Genomic DNA, 20,546 nt, shown 5'->3' on the forward strand with positions numbered 1-20,546 from the left:
TGCTACCGCCCATATAAACCGGCCCGTACTGCCTATAATCAGTCCACTTATGATGTTGGCTTTAGTGGCGTTTATTGGTATGGTCACGACCGTCCGGTCGCCGGCGCTTTCCTGCCCGGCGGAAAAGCATGTTGTCTCTAGAGGGGGAATTCTTAATGTCACGTGTGTTGTCTACCGAGCAGGCGAAGTCTGCAATCGGCCAGGTCCAGTCCATCATCAACGGCGGTTTCACCGATCAGATCTCCGCGCTTGATGCGCAGGGCAAGATCCTGTCGGACCCGAACGTCTGGGACGGCCCGCTGGCCTCGCAGTTCCGCGGTTCAACGTGGCCGGAAACCAAGGCGGCCCTGGATAAGGCCCGGGAGGAGCTCGAACAGCTGCGTAACCAGCTCCAGCAGATCTCGGACAACATCTTCTCCGCGGGCGGCGGCGCCTAGACCGCCCACAACGCCGGCAATGGCCGGGCAGTGGCTGACCGAAAGGGTGCCACCGCTCGGCCGTTGCAGGCCTCGGTGCCGGAAACCCGGTACCGCTTTTAGTTTTCTGCCCGCTGCTGCGGGCCGCACCCACCGTTGTCGCTCCCGTGCGGGCGTACCGGTGTTGGTGGTTCTTCTATTCCAGTTCTTGTTCAGTGGGGGGCGCTGATTATGTCTGATGTTGATATTGAATTAGTCGAAATGCCAATGTTGCCGGCTGACACAGCTCACCGCGGACGATTCAGCTACGTCCATGCGGAGATGATGCAACGGGCATTCAAGGCCGCCGCTGACGATCTGGAACAGTCAAAATATTCGCGCGTTACCTCAGTCACCCATGCGATAGCGGATTTCAAGGGAATCTTCTCCGAGATGTTCCGGAGAAACACCACAACGGCATACACGGACGCCCACGAGCTGGAGCGGGCCCTGCGGAAAGTAGCCGAGTACATAGGAACCTTTATCCACTTCGCCCACGAAGAGGATGCGCGCCGCACGAAGGCCAACGAGTGGGTCCGCGAATACAAATCCCGTAACGGCTGGGAAAAGTTCTGGGACGAGCGCTTCGGTGTGGACGATATGCCGGATATGGTGCCGGGCAAAGCACCACAATTTGCCCCCTACATTCCTCTCATCGCATATCGGGAGGGCGGCCAGGGCCAAGGCAATGGCGCTGGAGCCGGGGGAGGGACCTCCTCCGCTCGACCCGATAACCTGCGGTCCTTCGCAGCCGAGTCCCGCGCGCTCGACGCCGGATTGCATTCCGACATATCGCGCCTTCAAGGGTACCTGGCCACATTCAGGGGGGTCTGCTCTTGGGCAACCCTCGACGCTGACGGAGTCCTCCTTTCCTACAAGGAGTATCTGGACGCCAACGAGAACGATGCCCGGTGGGCAGGCGTCCTGGCAGACGCTTTCGCCTCTGCCGGGAGCAACGCGGACGTCTCGACTCTCTCGGATGCTGCCTTGGAGGCAGCACTCGCCGCCGCCGGGGTGGACGCGAACCGCCAGGCCCTGGAGATCGATGCACCCACCGCTTCGGGTGCAAAACCGACCACCGGTTACGCCAATGACCCGGTAAATACGGCCACGGGCAACTTCATCGAACCGGAAACGGACCTGGGCTTCGCGGGAACAGCGTCGAACCTGGTGCTTTCCCGGATGTACAACTCGCTGGCCTCAGGCCTGGAAACCCCGGGTGTATTCGGGCCGGGCTGGGCGTCCGTCCTGGACCAGCACCTGGTGCTCTCGGACGAGGGCTGCCGCTGGGTACTGGCCGACGGACGCGCCGTGGACTTCCCCCGGGACGGCGAGGCCTGGGGCCGCGCGGTGGGGGAGAATTACTGGCTGACCCGCGAGCCCGCCGCCGCACCCGCATTCACCGAACTGGCCTCCGTACCCGAAGGCAGTACCGATCTGCTCGTGGTCCGGGACAACCAAGGCTCCTGGTGGGCCTACACCCCGGCCGGAGCCTGGCTCGGGACCGGGTCCGGTCCCGGCCGGACAGTGTCCGTGCACAGGGAAAACACCGAAGACGACGGCACCGGCCAGGTGACCCGCCTCTCCCACGTGCGCGGCCGGTTCCTGGACATCGACTACGTCAACGGCCTCGCCGCCGTCGTCCGTGCCTCCGACGGACGCCGGGTGGAATACGGGTACGACGACGCCGGCCGGCTGGTCTCGGTGACCACCGAAACGGGAACCCGGACCTACCGCTGGAACGACGCCGGCCTGGTCGACGCCGTGTACTCCGCCGCCGGGGTGCTGGAAGCGGAGAACACCTACGACGAGCACGGCAGGGTGGTCCTGCAGGTCACCCAGCACGGCCGCCGGACCCGGTTCGCCTACCTGCCCGGCCGGGTCACCGTTGTCTCGGATGAGGACGGCACCCGCTCCAACTCCTGGATCGCGGACTCGAAGGGCCGTCTGGTCGGCGTGCTGGATTCCCACGACCACCGCCAGTCCATGGCCTACGACAAACACGGCAACCTGGTCTCGCTCACCGAACGCGATGGATCGGTCACCGTCCATGCCTACGACGAACGCGGCCGGAAAATCCGGACCGTCACCCCCGAGGGGGCGGACCTGACCTACGGGTGGGATGAGCAGGACCGGATCACCACTCTGGTGACCGAATCCGGATCCGTCGTCACGTATGAGTACGCAGACGATCTAAGCCGGGATCCCTCCGTGATCAGCGATCCGCTTGGCGGGCGCACGGAGCTCACCTGGCAGGACGGGCTTCTGACCAGGATCACCGACCCGGCCGGAGTGAGCGTCGAGTGCGAGTATGACGAATACGGCGATCTCATTGTCACCCGCAACGCACTTGGCGACACCTCGCAGATTCTTCGTGACTCCGCCGGGCGTCCGGTTGCAGCTGTCAGCCCGTCCGGAGCAGCAACCCGCTTCACATATGACGAGGCGGGCCTCCTGATCCGACGGGAGGACGCTGACGGCGCCGTCTGGTCCTTTGAACACGATTCTGCGGGTCGGGTCACCGCATCGGTTGCTCCCGACGGCGGTCGGACCGAACTGGAATACGCAGCCAACGGAGAACCGGTCCGGAGGATTGACCCCCTGGGCCGCAGCGTGGAACGCATCTTCGATGAACTCGGCAACGTCACCGCGGCAGTCCTGCCCGACGGCGCCCGCTGGGGTTTCACCCACGACACCCTCTCCCGCCTGACCGGCATCACCGACCCGGCCGGCCACGATTGGATCCGCGAATACGACAAGATCGGCAATCTCAGCGCCGTCGTCGACCCAACCGGCGTACGGACCGAGGCCGTCGCGGACCGGAAGACCGGTACCGCCACTCTGGCGGATGCGTTCGTGTCCTCCACCTATCGTTTCGACGAATATGGCCGTCCGGTGGAGGTCGAAGCTCCGGACGGGGCAGCGGAACTGACCACCTACGACGCGGCCGGGAATCCGGTGGAATTGGTCGATGGTGAAGGCGGGCTGACTCTCCTGGGCCGGGACGTAGCGGGGAGAATCACCTCGGTCACTTCCCCTTCGGGAGCGGTGACCCGCTATGAGTATGACGTCTGCGGGCGGCCTTGGAAGACCATTGACCCACTGGGTGCGGTCACCGAGCTGGCCTACGACGCCGACCAGCGCGTGGTTGCGCGCACACTTCCCACCGGCCAGGTGGAGACATTCGACTACGACGCCTGCGGCCGTCTGGTCCTACGTGTCACCCCCGGGAACGGAGCGGCCCGGTACGGGTACGACAAGGTCGGCCGGCTGAGTTTCTCCCAGGACCCCTGGTACGGAACCCGTCGGTTTAAATACAACACCGCCGGAGAACTGGTCGAAACGGTCAACGGTGTCGGCGGGCGCACCCGGTTCGAATACGATGTCCGCGGCCGGCTGACCCGCATTACCGATCCGATGGGCGGAGTCACCACCCGCACTTATACGGACACCGATAACGTCAGCTCCGTCACCGACCCGCTGGGCCGGGTCACCACGGCAACCTACGATCCGGCGGGACGCCAGCTGTCCCAGACGGATCCGGACGGGAACACCACCACCTGGACCTACGACGCAGCAGGGCGGGAGGCAAGCACCTCCCGCAACGGAAAACTGCTGGCCTCCATTAGCCGCGACCTGCAAAACCGCCGTGCGGTGATCAGCGACTACACCGGGCCGGACGGGCTGGTGGTCGAGCATGAACTCGGCTTCAACCGGCGTAACCAGCTGACCTCGCGCACCCGTGGCGGGCAGGGGATGTCCTGGGAATACGACGCCGACGGGAACCGTGTTGCGTTCACCGACGCCAACGGTACGACGACGACTTACGGCCGCGACGCCGTCGGGCGGGCGAAGACCGTCAGTAATTCTCAGCTGGGCGACGCAACGTTTGCCTACGACGCAGCGGGACACCCGATAGCAGCGACGGTAGGGGACCTGGTGCAGGAATGGGTCTACCGCAACGGCTACCTGTCTGAACACACCCGCCGCACGGACCGCTCAGCCGCGGAGGGCGGCGCGGATACCACCCTCGTCGGACGAGGCGAAGACGGCCGGATTACCGGACTGACCCGGGCTGGTGCCGTGACGCGGTACGGATATGACGGGGCGGGGCAACTGGTTGCTGCCTCCACAACGTACAGATCCAAGCAGTCTGCCGTTGCGGAATGGGAGTACGACGCCGGCGGGCGGCTGGTCCGTGAACGTACTTCCGCAGGGCTCCGGGTTTACGAGTATGACGCGGCCGGCCAACTGAAGTCGGTTGTCGACGCGGACGGGGCACGGACGGAATACGTCCATGACGGACTGGGCCGCCGGGTCCGGAATATTGGTCCTGATGGATCCTGGACTGAATATGCCTGGGGTGCCACAGGGTATCTGCAGGCGACCACCGAGCACGCTCCGGACGGGACATTGCGCGCGGAACACCGGATGTGGACGGACGCTTTGGGGGAACTCGCTTCCGTCGATGGTTGCCCGGTGTGGTGGGATACCGCCAACCCGGTGCCCACCTTGGCGGCCCTTGGAACGGAGCAGGTGCTTTCGCTGCCCGGTGGCGTTACGGGCTTCGGGGATGCCTGGATGAGCCCGGCGTGGCGTGCCGCCCGGCCCACCGATCAGGCTGATCCGTGGGCGGTGCTGGGCGCATCACCCATCCCCGAAGCAGGCTTCTCCATTGAGGGCAACGCGGCAGCCCCGATGTCCGGTCAGGGTGGGGCAACGGGACTGCTCGGTGTGCTGCCTGCGGGCGTCAGTCTGACCGGAAACGGGGGGCTGGACATTGCCGGCCTGGAATGGCTGGGCCGGCGTGCTTTTGACCCTGCGACACGTGGTTTCCTCTCGACAGATCCGTTGGTGCCCGTCCTGGGGGCCGGCTGGGACGGCAACCCCTACGCCTATGCAGGCAACAACCCGCTGAACGCCACGGACCCCACCGGGCTGCGTCCGCTCACGGACGAGCAACTGGCGGATTTCGCTAAAGCTAACCAGAGCATGCTCGCCGACCTCGGAGACTGGGCCGATGAGCATGCCGTGCTCATTGGCGTTGGACTGATCGTCCTCGGAGTCGCGCTGTCGTTAACCGGTGCAGGTACCGGGGCCGGCTTGATTTTGCTGAGTATGGCGGCCGGTGCCTCGACTGCTGCCGGAACGTCGCTGATCACCCAGAAACGGGATAAAGGAACAGTGGATTGGGGAGAGTTTGCTAAGGACACGGCAATCGGTGCCGCCTCCGGTTTCGCCTCCGGCGGTGCAGGTGCCGCCTTTAAGGCGGCTGGCGCCACCGCGGCGCCTGGCACGCTCATGTCCTCCAAACTGGCCCAGGACACAATGACGGGTATGGTCTCCGGGGCAGCAGACAATCTCCTGGATTACCAGTTCAACTACAACGGTGTGAGAACCCCGGAGGGGTACTTGCAGGCAGGCCTGACCGGCGCTGCAATCAGTGGTGCCGCAACCGTGGGCAGCGCCACAACGTCCGACAAACTGTTGCGCAGTGGAGGTATCACTCCGCCTCCGCCAGGGAGCTCTACTCTCCCCACACCAAGTGAGGTGCGATGGACAAACGGGATAACTGATGCCACGGACCGCGTCGCCAATGCTGCCGCCAGTGGAATAAACGAGTGGGCAAAGCCGCGGGAAGAAGACCTCAAGATTGAAGATGTCTGGGATGCTCAGATCGGAGGATTGCTAGGGGGTGGCGGTGGATGGGAACGTGTTCCTAGTGTGCCGTAAAATGCCGTAGGATCCGGGAGAGCAGCGGGAAAAGGTCCGCGGACTTCAGTCGCAAAGGACGATGAAATGAATGTGTCTCATGGACAGGCCAGCGGTGAGCCTGCCGAAGGAAACCGACAGAAACCGCAGACAAAGCTGCGTCCCGCCCGATTGATATTTCCTGTCCTTCTGCTTTTGTTTTTGGCCGCAGTCATGGTGGTCCCACGCATGGCCTCCCTATACGACCAGAGCCACCATACGCGGATTGAATGCACGGTGGTCGAAGCCGAGGGGGTGAAGGTATCCGGCCCCCGCAATGGTGGGGGCCCGTATGACCGGGTGTACATCACCACGTCGGAGTGCGGAAAACTTTTGTACGAGACCGGGATTACCGCTTCCAACCGTGACTCTGTGGCGGCGGAGTTGGAGCCGGGTGAAAAGTACTCGTTCGAAATCGGAGAGGTAGCGAAAACGTTCCGTTGGCTGATGAATCGGGTTGACGTAGCACCCGAAGTCTGGTCGTTTGAGGAGGTCGGCGCATAACCGGGACAACGCGGAACCGGGTGATTCGCACGTAGGAGTGCGGAAGATTTGGATTCAACACCGGAATTACCGCTTCTAACGGGGAAATCGGTGTGCCCGAGGGAAGGTGTGCGCGAGTCCGGTAAATTACCGTCCCGAGGTCGATCCGCGACGGGATTTCAGCGGAATGAAGACCGCGTAGAACGCACTCCAGCAGATCCAAAACACGGCTGAGATGCTCCGTTCAGAAAGTCCGGGGAACCTGCCCCGCCCCGCAGCCGCAATCCCCGATACTGCCGCTGTCACCACGATGAACCGGATCATCCGGCCGGGCACAGTCCAGGCAAGAAACCCCACCAGCGGGGTCCGCTGCAGCCCGGCTGCCCGTGCGTAGAGCTTGTACGGGACTCCCCGGGTGGGGCCCCGCAGCAAAGAAGCGGCCCCGGACTCGGCGACTTCCTGCTCCACCTCGCTGACCATGGCATCGGTGACCGCCGGAACTCTCACCAGCGCCTTACGCGAGGTGCCGGCGGCTACCTTATGGCCCCACCAATATGTCACTGTCCCTCCGGCCATTGCGCCGCCGAGGGCTGAGAGTGTGGTGCCGAGCGCGCGTTTCGGCCGGCGCAGCCCCACCCAGGACGTCCACATATCGGGGACCACAAAGAAGAAGGTCGCTTCCGCGAAGCCCCAGGCGCTGGCGATTCCGTGGTCCCGCATGGCATTCCCGAAGGATGATTTGCGCCGAGTTCTCATGTTTAGACTGTAATGAATGGTGAAGTGGAAATGCGGGATTGATCGCGGGTTGCTACCGGTTTCGCCGCCCGGCCCGCATTAGCGTATGAGTTACGGCAAAAACGGCGCAATGAATGGACGCTTTATATGAGCAACGGAACGGATAGGCGGGAAATTCCGCAGCGCAGCAGCCAATGGGCGGCAAAATCTGCAAATATTCTTGCGGCGGCAAAACTCACCCCCAATCAAATCTCTATCGGTTCCGTGGTATTCGCGGCAGTTGGCGCCGCTGCGCTGATCTGGTCGGCTCATACCGACGACGCCATAATCCGTGCTGTCCTTCTGGCCGCGGCTGCTGCCTGTATCCCGCTGCGGCTGTTGTTGAACATGCTCGACGGAATGCTGGCCGTGGAAAAGGGCATGAGATCACCGGTGGGCGATATCTACAATGAACTGCCGGACCGGATCTCAGATGTGCTGTTCCTGGGGGCAGCAGGCATCGCCACCGCCGGTCTCGTGACCGCCGACCGAGTCGATCTCGGGGTGACGCTGGGATTCCTTGCGGCGATACTCGCCCTACTCACCGCCTACATCCGCTGCCTCGGAGCATCCCTCGGTACGGGAAACTTCTTCGACGGGCCCTTGGCCAAACCGCACCGCATGTGGTTACTGATGATCGGCGTCCTGGCAAGCATCGCCGAACCATGGCTTCCCTGGTCGGAAGGGTGGGTACTGTTCGGCGCACTGGCGCTCATCGCGGTAGGGTCCCTGTTCACCTGTATGCGCCGCCTGCGCCGTGTCGGCGCCGCGCTGCGTGCCCGCAGCACGGACCTGCCGGCATGAACGTCGGCAGGGTTTCCCAGCGCAGCTTCGCGAAACTCATCAGCGCCTTCGCCGGTGCGCGCGTGGTGACTGCCGGCGGAGAATCCGAACTGGACCTACCCGAGCAGGCCATTTACTACGCCAACCATTCGAGCCATCTGGACTTCCTCACCATTTGGGCCGCACTGCCGGCGGAGCTTCAGCAGCGCGCCCGCCCGGTGGCTGCCAAGGACTACTGGGGCTCCGGGTGGCGCAAGGCTTTTGCCGAACGGATCTTCAACGCCTATCTGGTGGAACGCCACGGCTCCAGCAGCCGCCGGCAGCGCACGTCGGATTCGGGAGTCAGCCCCAGGGGGCAGGTGGAGGGCATGGCTGAGGTGCTCGCCGCCGGTGATTCGCTGATCATTTTCCCGGAGGGCACCCGAGGCGACGGCGATACCATCGCCGAATTCCACGGCGGACTGTACAAACTGGCTCGTCTCCACCCGGAGGTACCAGTGGTCCCCGTGACGCTCGCCAACCTCGGACGGATCCTTCCCAAAGGTGCGGTGATCCCGGTGCCTCACCTCTCCACGGTCATCTTCTGTGAGCCTCTCCGTCTGGATCCCGATGAGGACAAGCAGACGTTCCTGACCCGCGCCCGGCAGGTTCTCGTGGAAGGTCTGGCTGAGCATCAAGGCCCGCAACCTCTCCCGGGCGGGGGCGACCCGGGGCCTCGCAGCCAGGACCGGCAGGACAACCTATGAGCGGCTGGGAGCTGGGTTTGCTGGATTCGACGTCGCTGAAACTCCTCGGCGGCGCCGTCGTCGTTCTCGTTTTTGCCAGCGTGACCGCCCGGCTTCTGGGCCGCCGATCGGGCACCACGGCCACCATCGTGAACCTGAAGCAGCGCATCAACGCCTGGTGGTTGATGGTCGCACTGATAGGTGCCGTCCTGGCAGCCGGCGAGACTGTGACGATTGTGCTGTTTCTGCTGCTGTCGCTTCTGGCACTGCGCGAGTTCATCACCATCTCACCGACCGGACGCGGCGATCACAAAGTCCTCGTGTGGCTGGTGTTCATCATCCCCGCGGTGCACTACTGGTTCGTGTGGGAGCACTGGTACGGCATGTTCAGTGTGTTCATCCCGGTGTACGCCTTCCTCTTCCTGCCGGCGCGCAACGCACTCGCCGGGCAGACCACCGGGTTCCTGCAGCGGGCCGCGGCCATTCAGTGGGCCCTGATGGTCTGCGTCTACGCCATCAGTCACGCCCCGGCGCTCCTGCAGCTTCCGTTCGCCATGGAGGCAGGCCGTGATGCGGCCGAAGGGTCGGCGCCCGGGGCAGGCGGGGCTACCGGCGCGCATCTGCTGCTGTTCCTGCTGATCGTGGTGCAGGGCTCCGATGTGCTGCAGTACGTGTGGGGCAAGACGCTCGGGAAGCATCCGATCGCCCCGAGCGTGAGTCCCAACAAGACGTGGGAAGGCTTCATTGGGGGAGTGCTTTCGGCCACCGCCCTGGGGGCTGCCCTGTGGTGGGTCACGCCGTTCACCCCGCTGATGGCCGCGCTTCTGGCATTCCTCTCCTGCGTGATGGGTTTCGCCGGAGGGCTGGTGATGTCGGCCATCAAGCGAGACCGCGGTATCAAGGACTTCGGCTCCACCATCCCCGGCCACGGCGGCATCATGGACCGCCTGGACTCGCTCTGCTTTGCGGCACCGGTCTTTTTTCATGCAGTGCGATTCTTCTACGCCTGACGGTGGGCGGCCCCGGGTGCTCAGCGGGCTGATTCGATCATGCAGCGGCTGCGAAGTGTTGCGCCGATTCTTCTTCAGGACAATTCCCGTAGACAAAGCAAAAGGCCCCGGTTCCCTGTGCTTATCAGGGAACCGGGGCCTTTCAGTTGGCGGTGACGGTGGGATTTGAACCCACGTTGGCTTTTACACCAAACAACATTTCGAGTGTTGCACCTTCGGCCGCTCGGACACGTCACCAACGCGTCAACCTTACCGGGTCAAAGGCCCAACCCCCAAAACCGCTCCCGCCGCCAGCGAAGGGTCCGGCTGGAACTAGAGGTCGACGACGTCGTTCTTGCCGATGTCGGGTGTGCCGCCGGTGACAGCGGCCTTGCCGATCTTGAACATGCTGGCGATCTTGGGCTCGTCCGAGGCCCAGTATTCGGCGGTATGGGAATCCACCTTGAGCAGTGCGACCGCGGGGTCTTCCCGGCCGTTTTCGAACCAGCCCTCCACCGAGGTCTTCCACAACTCGGAAATTTTCCCCTGGTCCTTGGTCAGTGTGGCGGTGCCGCTGATGGACAGGAAGCCTTCGGAATCATTGATGGCCACGTTCACATGCGGGTTGGCACGGACCTCGTCCGCCTTGGGGGAGGGGTCCGGGGTGAAGAACCACAGGTTGCCCTCCGAGTCCGCCTCCTGCAGCTGCAGCGGCCGGCTGACCAGGTTGCCCTGCAGATCCACAGTGGTCACCGTGGCGATCTTGGCCTTTTCGAGGATCTTGACGACGATGTCCCGTCCATCCTGCTCTGATGCCATTGCGCAAACTCCTTCAGTGGTAGACGTTCCGGAATTAGTAAGCCTACGTATAAATACGTTCGGAACGCTAGGAGTTGCGCTTGGAGCCGAAGAAGTCCCGCAGCAGGCGCGCCGATTCCTCCTCGCACACCCCGGGAAACACCTCCACCCAGTGGTTCAGGCGGCGCTCGCGCAGGATATCGAACACGGAACCTGAGGCCCCGGCCTTTTCATCCCAGGCGCCGAACACCACCTTCGGTACGCGGGCAAGCACAATCGCACCGGCGCACATGGCACAAGGCTCCAGCGTCACCACCAGGGTGCAGCCTTCCAGCCGCCATTCACCCACAGCCTCAGCCGCCTGCCGGATCGCCAGCACCTCCGCATGGGCGGTCGGATCCCCGGTCGCCTCCCGCTCGTTGCGCCCGGTTCCCAGCACCTCGCCGTCGGGACCCAGGACGACGGCGCCGATCGGCACGTCGCCGGTCGCCAGCGCCAGACGGGCCTCGGCCAGGGCGAGGTCCATCCAGGCCTCATGTGTTCGGGAAAGGGACTCCATGCCTGCCATCGTCCCGCATCCGCGCCCGCGGGGGCGAACGCAGGGAGTGGCAGGGCGGAATGGTAGTTTTGAAGCATGCGCGTACTTGTAGTGGATCACCCCCTCGTTGCCCACAAACTCACCGTTCTCCGCGACAAGGACACCCCGTCACCGATCTTCCGTCAGTTGACGGAAGAGCTGGTCACCCTGCTGGCCTACGAAGCCACCCGGACCGTCCGCGTGGAGCCGGTTCCGATCGAGACCCCCGTCACCTCCGCCACCGGTACGGGCCTGGTCAAGCCGACCCCGCTGGTGGTTCCCATCCTGCGCGCCGGCCTGGGCATGCTCGAAGGCATGACCCGCCTGGTCCCCACGGCAGAGGTCGGCTTCCTCGGCATGGCCCGGAATGAAGAAACGCTGGAAGCCATCACCTATGCTGAGCGCCTTCCGGATGACCTGACCGGGCGGCAGGTCTTCGTCTTGGATCCGATGCTGGCCACCGGCGGCACACTGCGCGAAGCAATCAAGTTCATGTTCCAGCGCGGTGCTGCGGAAGTCATCTGCATCTGCCTGCTGGCCGCTCCGGAAGGCCTCTCCGTGCTCCAGGAGGAGCTGCAGGATGCCAATGTCACCGTGGTCCTCGCCTCCATCGACGAGCGCCTCGACGAGAACGCCTACATTGTTCCCGGCCTGGGCGACGCCGGAGACCGGCTTTACGGGGTCGTCTAACGCCCCTGTCCGCCACCGTCGAAGGTGGCGGACTCCGGCTTTCAGCCGATGCTTCCATCTGTCCACTATGTGGACTGACTTACGATGCTTGACGGGCATCCGCACCGTAACTTCGGTTACCGTGCGGGTGCCTTTGCTGTATCCAGTAACCGATACCGCTTGCTATCGGGCCTATGGTGGCGGGAATTTAATTTAGGTCTTATACATATACGCGCATAGCTATTCATTGTGTCTTTATGTGAAGTACGTCACAAAAGGGTGCTTTTTGTCCACTATGTGAGACGACTAGCGCATTGTTACTTGCGTGAATCCCTTTGTTACATGCAATAATCCGGAGTGTGAACACCAACACGGCAGCATCAGTCGCAGTCTTCCGCGGCGGCCTCCGGGTCGCCCAGGGGACTTGCTGTTGTCGAATGCATACCTTTGGAACCACCCCCATCCCTAGGTAAGACTCAGGCCCGCCACGGGCATAATAGGCGCCGTCTCGACCGGGCACACCCCCAGCAATCGAGCCGTGATGACGTCAATTCACGATGAGGTCCCACATGTCAGTAGCATCCGGTTACGTCCACATCTCCCTGCGCAATGCGCAGAACCGCGCCGGATCAGGTTCCCAGCGCCAATCCGCCGGAGGGTTCTCCGGCGCATACGGCGGACAGCAGTTTGGGAACCAGTCCTACACCGTTTCACCCGCCGCCGGCACCGGAGCCCGTCCGCTCCGCGCCGTATCCGGACAGGACGCGCACCCTATGACCGCCCCCATGCAGGTGGTCACCCCGAACGGCATTCCCGGACCGCAGTCGGTCAGCAATGACACCGCTGCCCGTGGATTCGTTATCTACGTTGGCCTGGATGAAGACACCGCTGCGGCCAACGGCACCTCACTGAGCAAGCTGGCGCAGGAAATCCGGGCGTATGTCCAGACCCTGGTTCCCGGCGCGCAGAGCCACGCGGCCGTAGCGCTTGCCCCTGCCGGAGCCACAGGCTCGGATATCGATGTTGTCCGCCAGGCACTCGGGGATCCCACGGTTGCCCGGCGGCAGCCCGCCGCCCAGCAGGCTCCCGCACCCCAGCCCCCGGCTGCGGTACGTCCCTCCGGCGTCCTGATCGATCTGTCCCGCCGGGAGGTGCACCTTGACGGGGACACGCTGAACCTGACGTTCAAGGAATTCGAACTTCTGAACTACCTCGTCGAAAACGCCAGCCGGACCGTTGGACGGGAAGAGCTGCTGGCGGGGTTGTGGCGCAACGCCGAAGAGGTGCCGAACGAACGCACCATTGATGTCCACATCCGGCGGCTGCGGTCCAAGCTGGGCCGCCTGGCCAACACGGTCCGCACGGTCCGTGGCCAGGGGTACCGCTTCTATGAGCACCCCGAAGTGGTTGTCTGGGCCGCACCGGAATACAGCATCTAGCTGGCGCCGCAGCCCCTGGGTACAGCACCCGGGGGTTGCGGGCCGCTGAGGCGAGGGGCAGGTCCGGAGCCGGCAATCCGCGGCAGGTCCGGAGCCGGGGGCCGGTCCGCGGACGGAGCGGGGGCTCCGTCCGCGGCTAAACTGAGCAAATGACCGGCCATCACCTCAAGAAACTCCAGCTCCTGCGCCACGCCAAAGCGGACTGGCCCCGCGACGTGGCAGACCACGAGCGCCCGCTCTCCGGCCGGGGGCACCGGGACGCGCCGCTGGCCGGGCAATGGATGCGTGAGCACGGCAGCATCCCCGACTTCATTCTCTGCTCCTCTGCCCTGCGCGCGCGGCAGACGTGCACCTGGGTCTGCAAGGAGCTCGGGGACAAGGCGCCCACGGCGAAGCTTGAAGACGGCCTCTACGCCGCAACGCCCCAGCGGATCCTCAGCCTGATCAACCACGTGCCTGACACGGTCACCAGCCTGCTCGTGATCGCCCACCTTCCCGGTGTCCAGGACCTGGCCATGCGCCTTGCCTCGGCCGACTCGGACGAGGAAGCCGTCATGGAGATGGCCACCCGCTATCCGACGTCGGGCCTCACCGTGATGGAGCATGAGCTGTCATGGGCCGAACTGGACGGCCGCGACGCCCGCGTCACGGACTTCGTGGTGCGCCGCGCCTAAGGCGCGTCCACCCGGCCGGCTGGATCGCGGATTCCGGCTGGTTTTCGCTCCGGGTTAGGGGATCGCTGCCGCTACAGCCCGTACTTCTCCAAGAGCCGGAGCCAGACCTCGCTGATGGTCGGATAGGCGGGCACGGCATGCCAGAGCCGGTCCAGGGGGATTTCGCCGGTGATGGCGATGGTGGCCGCGTGGAGCAGCTCGGAAACGCCAGGCCCGGCGAAGGTGACGCCGACCAGTACCCGCCGGTCCTCGTCCACCACCATCTGCGCCCAGCCCTGGTAGTCATCTGCGTAGAGCGAGGAACCGGCGACGGCGATGTCCAGCGACGTTTCGGTGGCGTTGAGGCCGTCCTTCCGGGCCTGGTCCAGGGTCCGGCCGACCATCGCCACTTCCGGATCGGTGAACACGACCTGCGGCACGGCGAACCTGTCCGCCGTTGCGGTGAACCGGCTCCAGGCCTCCGGCTCCGCGCTGCCGTGCTCCTGCTTTACGCGCGCGGCAATGGCGTCGCCGGTGGCCCGTGCCTCATATTTGCCCTGATGGGTGAGCAGGACCTTTCCGGCCGCGTCACCCACGGCGTACAGCCATCCGCCGTCAACGCCTGCCACCCGGCCGGAATCATCGGTGTCCAGCATCTCTGTCCCCAGGCCGACCGTTTCAAGGCCCAGGCCCGTCAGGGCGGGCCGGCGGCCGGTGGAGACCAGCAGCCGATCTCCGGCCACGTTGCCGCCGCCCTCGAGCCCGACCTCCACGCCGCCGTCGTCGGTCTTCCGGACGGAGACCGGGGAGGCGGAGGTGCGCACGTCGACGCCGTCCGCCTCGAGTCCTTGCTTCACCAGTGCGCGGACCGGCTCCGGGAAGGAACCCAGGATCCCGTGGCGGGCCAGCAACACCACTTGTGAGCCCAGCCGGGCGTAGGCCTGTGCCAGTTCGACGCCGGACACCCCACCGCCGATGACCACCAGGCTGCCGGGAATCTCTGCTGCGGACGTGGCCTCCCGGGTGCCCCAGAAATCCACGGTGTCCAGACCTTCGATCGGAGGAACGGACGGGGCGGAACCCGTGGCAAGGACGACGGCGTGCCGTGCGGAGATGCGCCGGGTCCCTCCGTCGGCGGCGGCGACTTCCACCTCGCGTTCTCCGGTGAGCCGGGCCCGGCCGCGGACCAGCTCGATGCCGGCGCCGGCGACCCATTCGGCCTGGCCCGAATCATCCCAGTTGGAGGTGAACGAATTCCGGCGGTCCAGGACGGCGGCGGTGTCCAATGTTCCGGTGGCGGCCTCACGCGAGCCTGCCACCGACTGTGCCTCCTTGAGTGCGGTGCCGGGCCGCAGCAGTGCCTTGGACGGCATGCATGCCCAATAGGAACACTCGCCGCCCACCAGGTCGGCTTCCACAAGGACGGCGGAGAGCCCGCCGCGCACAATGCGATCCGCGGCGTTTTCCCCCACGGCACCTGCTCCAATAACAACAACGTCAGTCTGCAGAGTCTCGGTCATGGGTCCGAGCCTTGCACTACGGGCGGTGCAGGGGCAACCGCTGTCCCGGTGCGGAAGGCATCCCGGACCGCCGGGGGGAGTGAAACCCCGGATAAACAAAAAACCCGGACTGGCTAGGATTTCTCCTAGTCAGACCGGGTTTTTCAGTGGTGCGCGCGAAGGGATTCGAACCCCCAACCTTCTGATCCGTAGTCAGATGCTCTATCCGTTGAGCTACGCACGCCTAACAACTATTCTAACAGAACCGATTTCCATCGATGTTTTTCAAGTTGTTCCGTGGCTGTTTGGCCGTAGATAACTATAGCGGGCTTTTTGGTTGAACGCCAATCGGGGGTTCCGACGACATAAAACTAGACCGGTCTATGTGACCTTCGTCACATTAGCGTGTGGCAGGCGCCCTGTTTTCCCTGATTTTGTGGGGCCGATCACCGGAAGGGCTGTAAAGGTACGATCATTTCCCGCCAGTCGGCCTGAAAGGCGCAACTAGCATCAAACCACACCACTGACCCAACGAAGGGAAGAGTCATGGGCGATGACGCGCGTCAGTTAGTTCTCGATGAAAACGGCGAGAATGCTGCAAGCCAGCCGCTGGACAGCACCACCGGAGGCGCTGCTGCCCCCACCACCCACCAGGCCCTCCTCGCGTGGGTGAAAGAAGTAGCCGAGCTGACGCAGCCTGACCGCGTGTATTGGGTCGACGGTTCCGAAGAGGAAAACCGGTTCCTCACGGATGAACTTGTGGAGGCGGGCACCCTGGTGCGCCTCAACCCCGAGACCTTCCCGAATTCCTTTGCTGCCTTCTCGGATCCCAAGGACGTGGCCCGGGTCGAGGAGCAGACCTTCATCTGCTCCGAAAAGCGCGAAGACGCCGGCTTCACCAACAACTGGATGGAACCGGGCGAGATGCGCGCCAAGCTCAACGGGCTCTTCGCCGGTTCCATGCGCGGACGCACCATGTACGTGGTGCCCTTTGTCATGGGTCACCTGGCCGCGGAAGACCCGAAGTTCGGGGTCGAGATCACCGACAGCGCCTACGTGGTCGCCTCCATGCGGATCATGGCCAACATCGGCACCGACGTGCTGCGCAAGATGGAGGAGCTGGACGCCTTCTTCGTTCCGGCGCTCCACTCCGTGGGCTTCCCGCTGGCGGAGGGCCAGGACGATGTGCCCTGGCCGTGCAGCGACGAGAAGTGGATTGTGCATTTCCCCGAGGACCGGTCCATCTGGTCCTACGGGTCCGGCTACGGCGGCAACGCCCTGCTGGGCAAGAAATGCTACGCACTGCGCATCGCGTCCATCATGGCCCGCGACGAAGGGTGGCTGGCCGAACACATGCTCATCCTCAAGCTCACCAGCCCGGAGCGAAAGGACTACTACGTCTCCGCAGCCTTCCCCTCGGCGTGTGGCAAGACCAACCTAGCCCTGCTGGATCCGACCATCGAGGGCTGGAAGGTCGAAACCCTGGGCGATGACATCACTTGGATGCGTTTCGGCAAGGAAGGTGAACTGCGCGCGGTGAACCCGGAGGCCGGCCTGTTCGGCGTCGCCCCCGGCACCGGCTGGAGCACCAACCCCAACGCCATGCGTGCCATCGCCAAGGGCAACTCCATTTTCACCAACGTGGCACTGACCGACGACGGCGGTGTCTGGTGGGAAGGTATGACCGACGAGGCGCCGGCGCACCTGACGGACTGGCTCGGCAATGAGTGGACGCCCGACGCCGGGCACCCCGCCGCGCATCCGAACTCCCGCTTCTGCACCCCGATCGACCAGATCGACATGCTGGCGGACGAGTACCACTCCCCGAACGGGGTCCCGGTCTCGGCCATCCTCTTCGGCGGCCGCCGCAAGACCACCGTGCCCCTGGTCACCGAGGCCCGCGACTGGGCCAGCGGCATCTTCATGGGCTCCACGCTCTCCTCCGAAACCACCGCCGCAGCGGCGGGCCAGGTGGGCGTGGTGCGGCGCGATCCCATGGCCATGCTGCCCTTCATGGGCTACGACGCCGGTGACTACCTGCGGCACTGGATCGAGCTCAGCGGCAAGGCCAACCAGGAGAAGCTGCCGAAGATCTTCCTGGTGAACTGGTTCCGCCGCACCGCCGACGGCGGATTCGCCTGGCCCGGGTTCGGCGACAACGCCCGGGTGCTGAAATGGGTCATCGAACGCCTGGAAGGTGCCGCCGATGCGGTGGAAACCCCGATCGGCTTCGTGCCGACCGGCGACTCCATCGACCTGACCGGCCTGGACATGACCCCCGCGGACGTGGAGCAGGCGGTCCGGGTGGATCCGCAGGAGTGGGCCACCGAGCTGGACGGCATTGACGAGTGGTACCACCGCTTCGGTCCCACCCTGCCGCAGGAACTGAAAGACCGGCTGGCCGAACTCAAGGACCGGTTCGCCGCCGCCTAACTGCAGTGATTGCCGATTATGAACACAGGCGGCAGGACTGACCGGCATAGGGAAGACCTCCGGGTGTGGTGGAGCTTATCCAGAGCACATCGGCCCGGAGGTCTTCCACATGAACAGCAGGCCGACCGTCGATCGAATATGTGGTAACCGGGTATGCCAATATCCAAAGAAATGAAACGACACTCGGCCCAGCAGCTTTTGTCTCCCATTTCGTTCAATGCAGGGCTAATTGATCGGTGCCGATGGCTGCCGACAACTTATGCGGATACTGCCACATAAAAATGCCCATTGACATAATTCTTGAAACTCCAGTAACAATGTGGTGGAAGTCAGTACGTTAGACCCTGAATGTTCCTTGCTCCAACGGCATGCCTGTCATAACCGGAGAGGAAACGCCATGACCACGACGCTGCTGGAAGCCAGTGCGCCGGAACCGGATCCATTGGGTGAAGCGATCTCCGCCCTTACCGTTGCAGCCCGCAGAGATGCGGCTGTCGGCACGGGCTCCGAAGACTTCGGTGAAACCGTATGCCGCGTCCTCGCCGCGGTGGCCGCCAACGTTGGAGGCATCGAGGCGCTGCTGGCCCGGTCTGCTTCCTGGGAATCAGACCATGTACGCCGGATGATCCACAGCGTGGTGGGGGAGGATGAGGGAGAGCTCCTGCGCTACCGCACCGAACCGGTGAACCTGAATCTGGACGTACAGAGAGTCTTCGAGGACTTCGGACTCAGCGCCCTGTACAGGGAAGCTGCAGAGGAGCTGAACCACCGTGAAGCCGCTGCAGACGCGGCGCTGTTCGATGCAGTGACCACTCCGGAAGAACGCATCCGCATGGATGAGATCCGTGCAGCAGTGTCGCACGGTAGGCAGCAGGAAGACTCCGCCTGGGAGGAACCCACTGCCGGGCTTCTGCTCGAGACGCAGAACATCGTTGCCGCCGTCACGCACCGCGCCGAAGAAGAAAACAACCCCCTTGTCGCTGACCTGGCCAGCGCCGAGGACGCACTGGAGACGCTCGAAGAACTGTGGGTCCAGGATCAGAAGTCATACCTTGAGGCGTACGCAGCGTCCATCCGCCAGGCAATCACGGCCCGCGGGATGACGATCACCGTCGAAGTTGGGGACGGCGTGCCGGCCGATATCCACGAGGCAAACCTGATCAGCGACGAGCTGCACGCATATGCTCGGCGGGTCACGCCTCTTCCGATGACAGGAGAGGCGCCGGACCTCTCTGAAGGAATGCCCGCAGAAGCTGTCCGCAGGGCCGGACTTAGCTACGCCGCGCGGGTCCAGGCCAGGCAGTAATGCTCGACAACTAGCAGGAGGAACCATGATCGAGAAGGTGAGCGATGTGCTGGCACGTCTGGCTGCCGCGCCGCGGACGGAAACCCCGGTCCCTGCGGGACCGGGCATGGACGTGGTTGCGATGTGGCCCGACTTATTTGAAGGCATGACCGAGAAGCAGAAAAACTCTATCCGGCAAACCTGCGCCGCTAACTGGCACGCGGGGTGGGAGCCGAACCGGGAGGTGGTGGCGGATATGGCTGCACATTCCCGGGGAGAGATCGACAGGGAAGAGTTCATGCGGCGGGCTGCCGACCGTGCTCGCATTCGCCGGGCTGATGGACATTAGCCATGGAGCGCAGCGATCCGTGGGCCGCGTACTTCTACCCGGAAACGATTAACGGAACCGGAAGCGGCACCCTTCGGAACAAATTCGGGGAGCGTAACAAGGAAGCACTGCTTAATTTGGAGTACGACGCTTCTGGTATCCGTCGAAACGAGCTGATGGAAGGTACTGCGAAAATTGACCATACGTACGATGCCGAGCACCTGAAAGCCATTCACCGCCATCTTTTCCAGGACGTCTACGACTGGGCAGGAGAATTTCGGGAAGTCGATATGCGGAAGGGATCCAGTGCCTTCGCCAGTATCGATAACGGTGAAGTCGACCTCCTGCTGGCGGAGGTCCAGCAGGCCGTCCACCAAATAGACTGGCCCAGCCTCGACGCTGATCAGTTCGCGATGTCCTCGGCTGTACTGTTCAGTTACGTGAACCAGGCTCATCCGTTCCGCGAGGGCAACGGAAGAACCTCGAAGATCTTCATGGAGCACGTGGCCGAGCAAAGCCGCTTCAGCCTGGATTTCTCGCGAATCGACAAGAATGTCTGGAATGCGGTATCAGACGCAAGCAGGCCGAAGCCAGAGCGCCCACATGTTGACCCGCTGCCGTTAGTGAGTGTGTTCATGCAGGCCACGCAGGAACGTGCCGCAGAAAGCGGCACGGGTAAAGCGGCGCCTATAGGCCTAACCAGGGTGAGTTATCCCGAACCGGCAACGAAAGCTGCCAGTTCCAGCAGTCGGAAGAGCGATGTCACTCCTTCTAATCCCTCTCTCTTGCCGGCACTGGGATACGGATCACCAGGTCGTGGAGAAGGACGATAAGAACCACGGTGCGACCGGTCCTACACCTCTTTGGGGAAGTTCTGTAGGTTGTGAGTCATTGAGGGAGGACCA

17 protein-coding genes and 2 tRNA genes are annotated in these 20,546 nt (G+C 63.8%); 13 read left to right on the forward strand and 6 right to left on the reverse strand.

Annotation, left to right across the window (positions count from 1 at the left end; all coding sequences use genetic code 11):
• Nucleotides 1-155 precede the first annotated feature (155 nt).
• The 3 genes from AC5RT8_RS15475 to AC5RT8_RS15485 all read left to right on the forward strand — a co-directional run bounded on the left by AC5RT8_RS15475 (nt 156) and on the right by AC5RT8_RS15485 (nt 6,710).
• Complete coding sequence (locus AC5RT8_RS15475) at nt 156-437, forward strand: pyrophosphorylase (RefSeq protein ID WP_494096608.1); 282 nt, start codon at nt 156-158, stop codon at nt 435-437.
• A 300-nt stretch (nt 438-737) separates the two neighbouring features.
• On the forward strand, nt 738-6,188 hold the full coding sequence (locus tag AC5RT8_RS15480; protein WP_494096609.1) for a DUF6531 domain-containing protein: 5,451 nt from the start codon (nt 738-740) through the stop codon (nt 6,186-6,188).
• Nucleotides 6,189-6,254: 66 nt separating this feature from the next.
• Nucleotides 6,255-6,710, forward strand: a complete 456-nt coding sequence (locus AC5RT8_RS15485) for a hypothetical protein (RefSeq protein ID WP_494096610.1) — start codon at nt 6,255-6,257, stop codon at nt 6,708-6,710.
• A 126-nt stretch (nt 6,711-6,836) separates the two neighbouring features.
• On the opposite strand, the gene AC5RT8_RS15490 is transcribed toward AC5RT8_RS15485, so the two are convergent.
• Entirely contained in the window at nt 6,837-7,445 is a 609-nt protein-coding gene (locus AC5RT8_RS15490) for a hypothetical protein (protein ID WP_494096611.1), read from the reverse strand.
• 126 nt (nt 7,446-7,571) lie between these two features.
• Between AC5RT8_RS15490 and AC5RT8_RS15495 the strand changes: the two genes are divergently transcribed.
• The 3 genes from AC5RT8_RS15495 to AC5RT8_RS15505 are packed head-to-tail and all read left to right on the forward strand — an operon-like array spanning nt 7,572 to nt 9,981.
• Nucleotides 7,572-8,267, forward strand: coding sequence for a CDP-alcohol phosphatidyltransferase family protein (locus AC5RT8_RS15495; protein ID WP_494096612.1), 696 nt, complete (start codon nt 7,572-7,574; stop codon nt 8,265-8,267).
• Entirely contained in the window at nt 8,264-8,992 is a 729-nt protein-coding gene (locus AC5RT8_RS15500; protein ID WP_494096613.1) for a lysophospholipid acyltransferase family protein, read from the forward strand. The genes AC5RT8_RS15495 and AC5RT8_RS15500 overlap by 4 nt, the downstream gene beginning before the upstream one ends.
• A complete protein-coding gene (locus tag AC5RT8_RS15505) occupies nt 8,989-9,981 on the forward strand; it encodes a phosphatidate cytidylyltransferase (RefSeq protein ID WP_494096614.1) in 993 nt (330 codons plus the stop codon). The genes AC5RT8_RS15500 and AC5RT8_RS15505 overlap by 4 nt, the downstream gene beginning before the upstream one ends.
• 147 nt (nt 9,982-10,128) lie before the next feature.
• Here AC5RT8_RS15505 and AC5RT8_RS15510 read toward each other — a convergent pair.
• The 3 genes from AC5RT8_RS15510 to tadA all read right to left on the reverse strand — a co-directional run bounded on the left by AC5RT8_RS15510 (nt 10,129) and on the right by tadA (nt 11,317).
• Nucleotides 10,129-10,218, reverse strand: a tRNA-Ser gene (locus tag AC5RT8_RS15510).
• A 75-nt stretch (nt 10,219-10,293) separates the two neighbouring features.
• Nucleotides 10,294-10,779 (reverse strand): pyridoxamine 5'-phosphate oxidase family protein, encoded by a 486-nt coding sequence (locus AC5RT8_RS15515; protein WP_494096615.1) that lies wholly within the window; start codon nt 10,777-10,779, stop codon nt 10,294-10,296.
• A 67-nt stretch (nt 10,780-10,846) separates the two neighbouring features.
• Nucleotides 10,847-11,317 (reverse strand): tRNA adenosine(34) deaminase TadA, encoded by a 471-nt coding sequence (gene tadA, locus AC5RT8_RS15520; RefSeq protein ID WP_494096616.1) that lies wholly within the window; start codon nt 11,315-11,317, stop codon nt 10,847-10,849.
• 75 nt (nt 11,318-11,392) lie between these two features.
• Here tadA and upp point away from each other — a divergent pair, with 75 nt between their 5' ends.
• The 3 genes from upp (at nt 11,393) to AC5RT8_RS15535 (ending at nt 14,117) form a co-directional block, all read left to right on the forward strand.
• A complete protein-coding gene (upp, locus tag AC5RT8_RS15525; RefSeq protein ID WP_494096617.1) occupies nt 11,393-12,025 on the forward strand; it encodes a uracil phosphoribosyltransferase in 633 nt (210 codons plus the stop codon).
• A 548-nt stretch (nt 12,026-12,573) separates the two neighbouring features.
• Nucleotides 12,574-13,443: a winged helix-turn-helix domain-containing protein gene (locus tag AC5RT8_RS15530; RefSeq protein WP_494096618.1), complete on the forward strand. Its 870-nt coding sequence runs from the start codon at nt 12,574-12,576 to the stop codon at nt 13,441-13,443.
• Nucleotides 13,444-13,592: 149 nt separating this feature from the next.
• Nucleotides 13,593-14,117, forward strand: coding sequence for a SixA phosphatase family protein (locus AC5RT8_RS15535; RefSeq protein ID WP_494096619.1), 525 nt, complete (start codon nt 13,593-13,595; stop codon nt 14,115-14,117).
• A gap of 71 nt (nt 14,118-14,188) precedes the next feature.
• On the opposite strand, the gene AC5RT8_RS15540 is transcribed toward AC5RT8_RS15535, so the two are convergent.
• Together AC5RT8_RS15540 and AC5RT8_RS15545 are read right to left on the reverse strand one after the other, a co-directional pair.
• Nucleotides 14,189-15,616 (reverse strand): dihydrolipoyl dehydrogenase family protein, encoded by a 1,428-nt coding sequence (locus AC5RT8_RS15540; protein ID WP_494096620.1) that lies wholly within the window; start codon nt 15,614-15,616, stop codon nt 14,189-14,191.
• 147 nt (nt 15,617-15,763) lie between these two features.
• Nucleotides 15,764-15,839: transfer RNA gene (locus AC5RT8_RS15545), tRNA-Arg, on the reverse strand.
• A gap of 302 nt (nt 15,840-16,141) precedes the next feature.
• On the opposite strand from AC5RT8_RS15545, the gene AC5RT8_RS15550 reads away from it, so the two are divergent.
• From AC5RT8_RS15550 to AC5RT8_RS15565, 4 genes are all read left to right on the forward strand, one after another.
• Nucleotides 16,142-18,028 (forward strand): phosphoenolpyruvate carboxykinase (GTP), encoded by a 1,887-nt coding sequence (locus AC5RT8_RS15550; protein WP_494096621.1) that lies wholly within the window; start codon nt 16,142-16,144, stop codon nt 18,026-18,028.
• A gap of 397 nt (nt 18,029-18,425) precedes the next feature.
• Nucleotides 18,426-19,334 carry a hypothetical protein gene (locus tag AC5RT8_RS15555; protein WP_494096622.1) on the forward strand — a complete coding sequence of 303 codons (909 nt, stop codon included), beginning with the start codon at nt 18,426-18,428 and terminating at the stop codon, nt 19,332-19,334.
• 25 nt (nt 19,335-19,359) lie between these two features.
• Complete coding sequence (locus tag AC5RT8_RS15560) at nt 19,360-19,662, forward strand: antitoxin VbhA family protein (RefSeq protein WP_494096623.1); 303 nt, start codon at nt 19,360-19,362, stop codon at nt 19,660-19,662.
• A gap of 2 nt (nt 19,663-19,664) precedes the next feature.
• The gene (locus AC5RT8_RS15565; RefSeq protein ID WP_494096624.1) at nt 19,665-20,474 is read left to right on the forward strand and encodes a Fic/DOC family protein; all 810 of its coding nucleotides are present in this window, start codon (nt 19,665-19,667) and stop codon (nt 20,472-20,474) included.
• Nucleotides 20,475-20,546 lie beyond the last annotated feature (72 nt).

Source organism: Arthrobacter sp. Ms25, assembly GCF_059090365.1.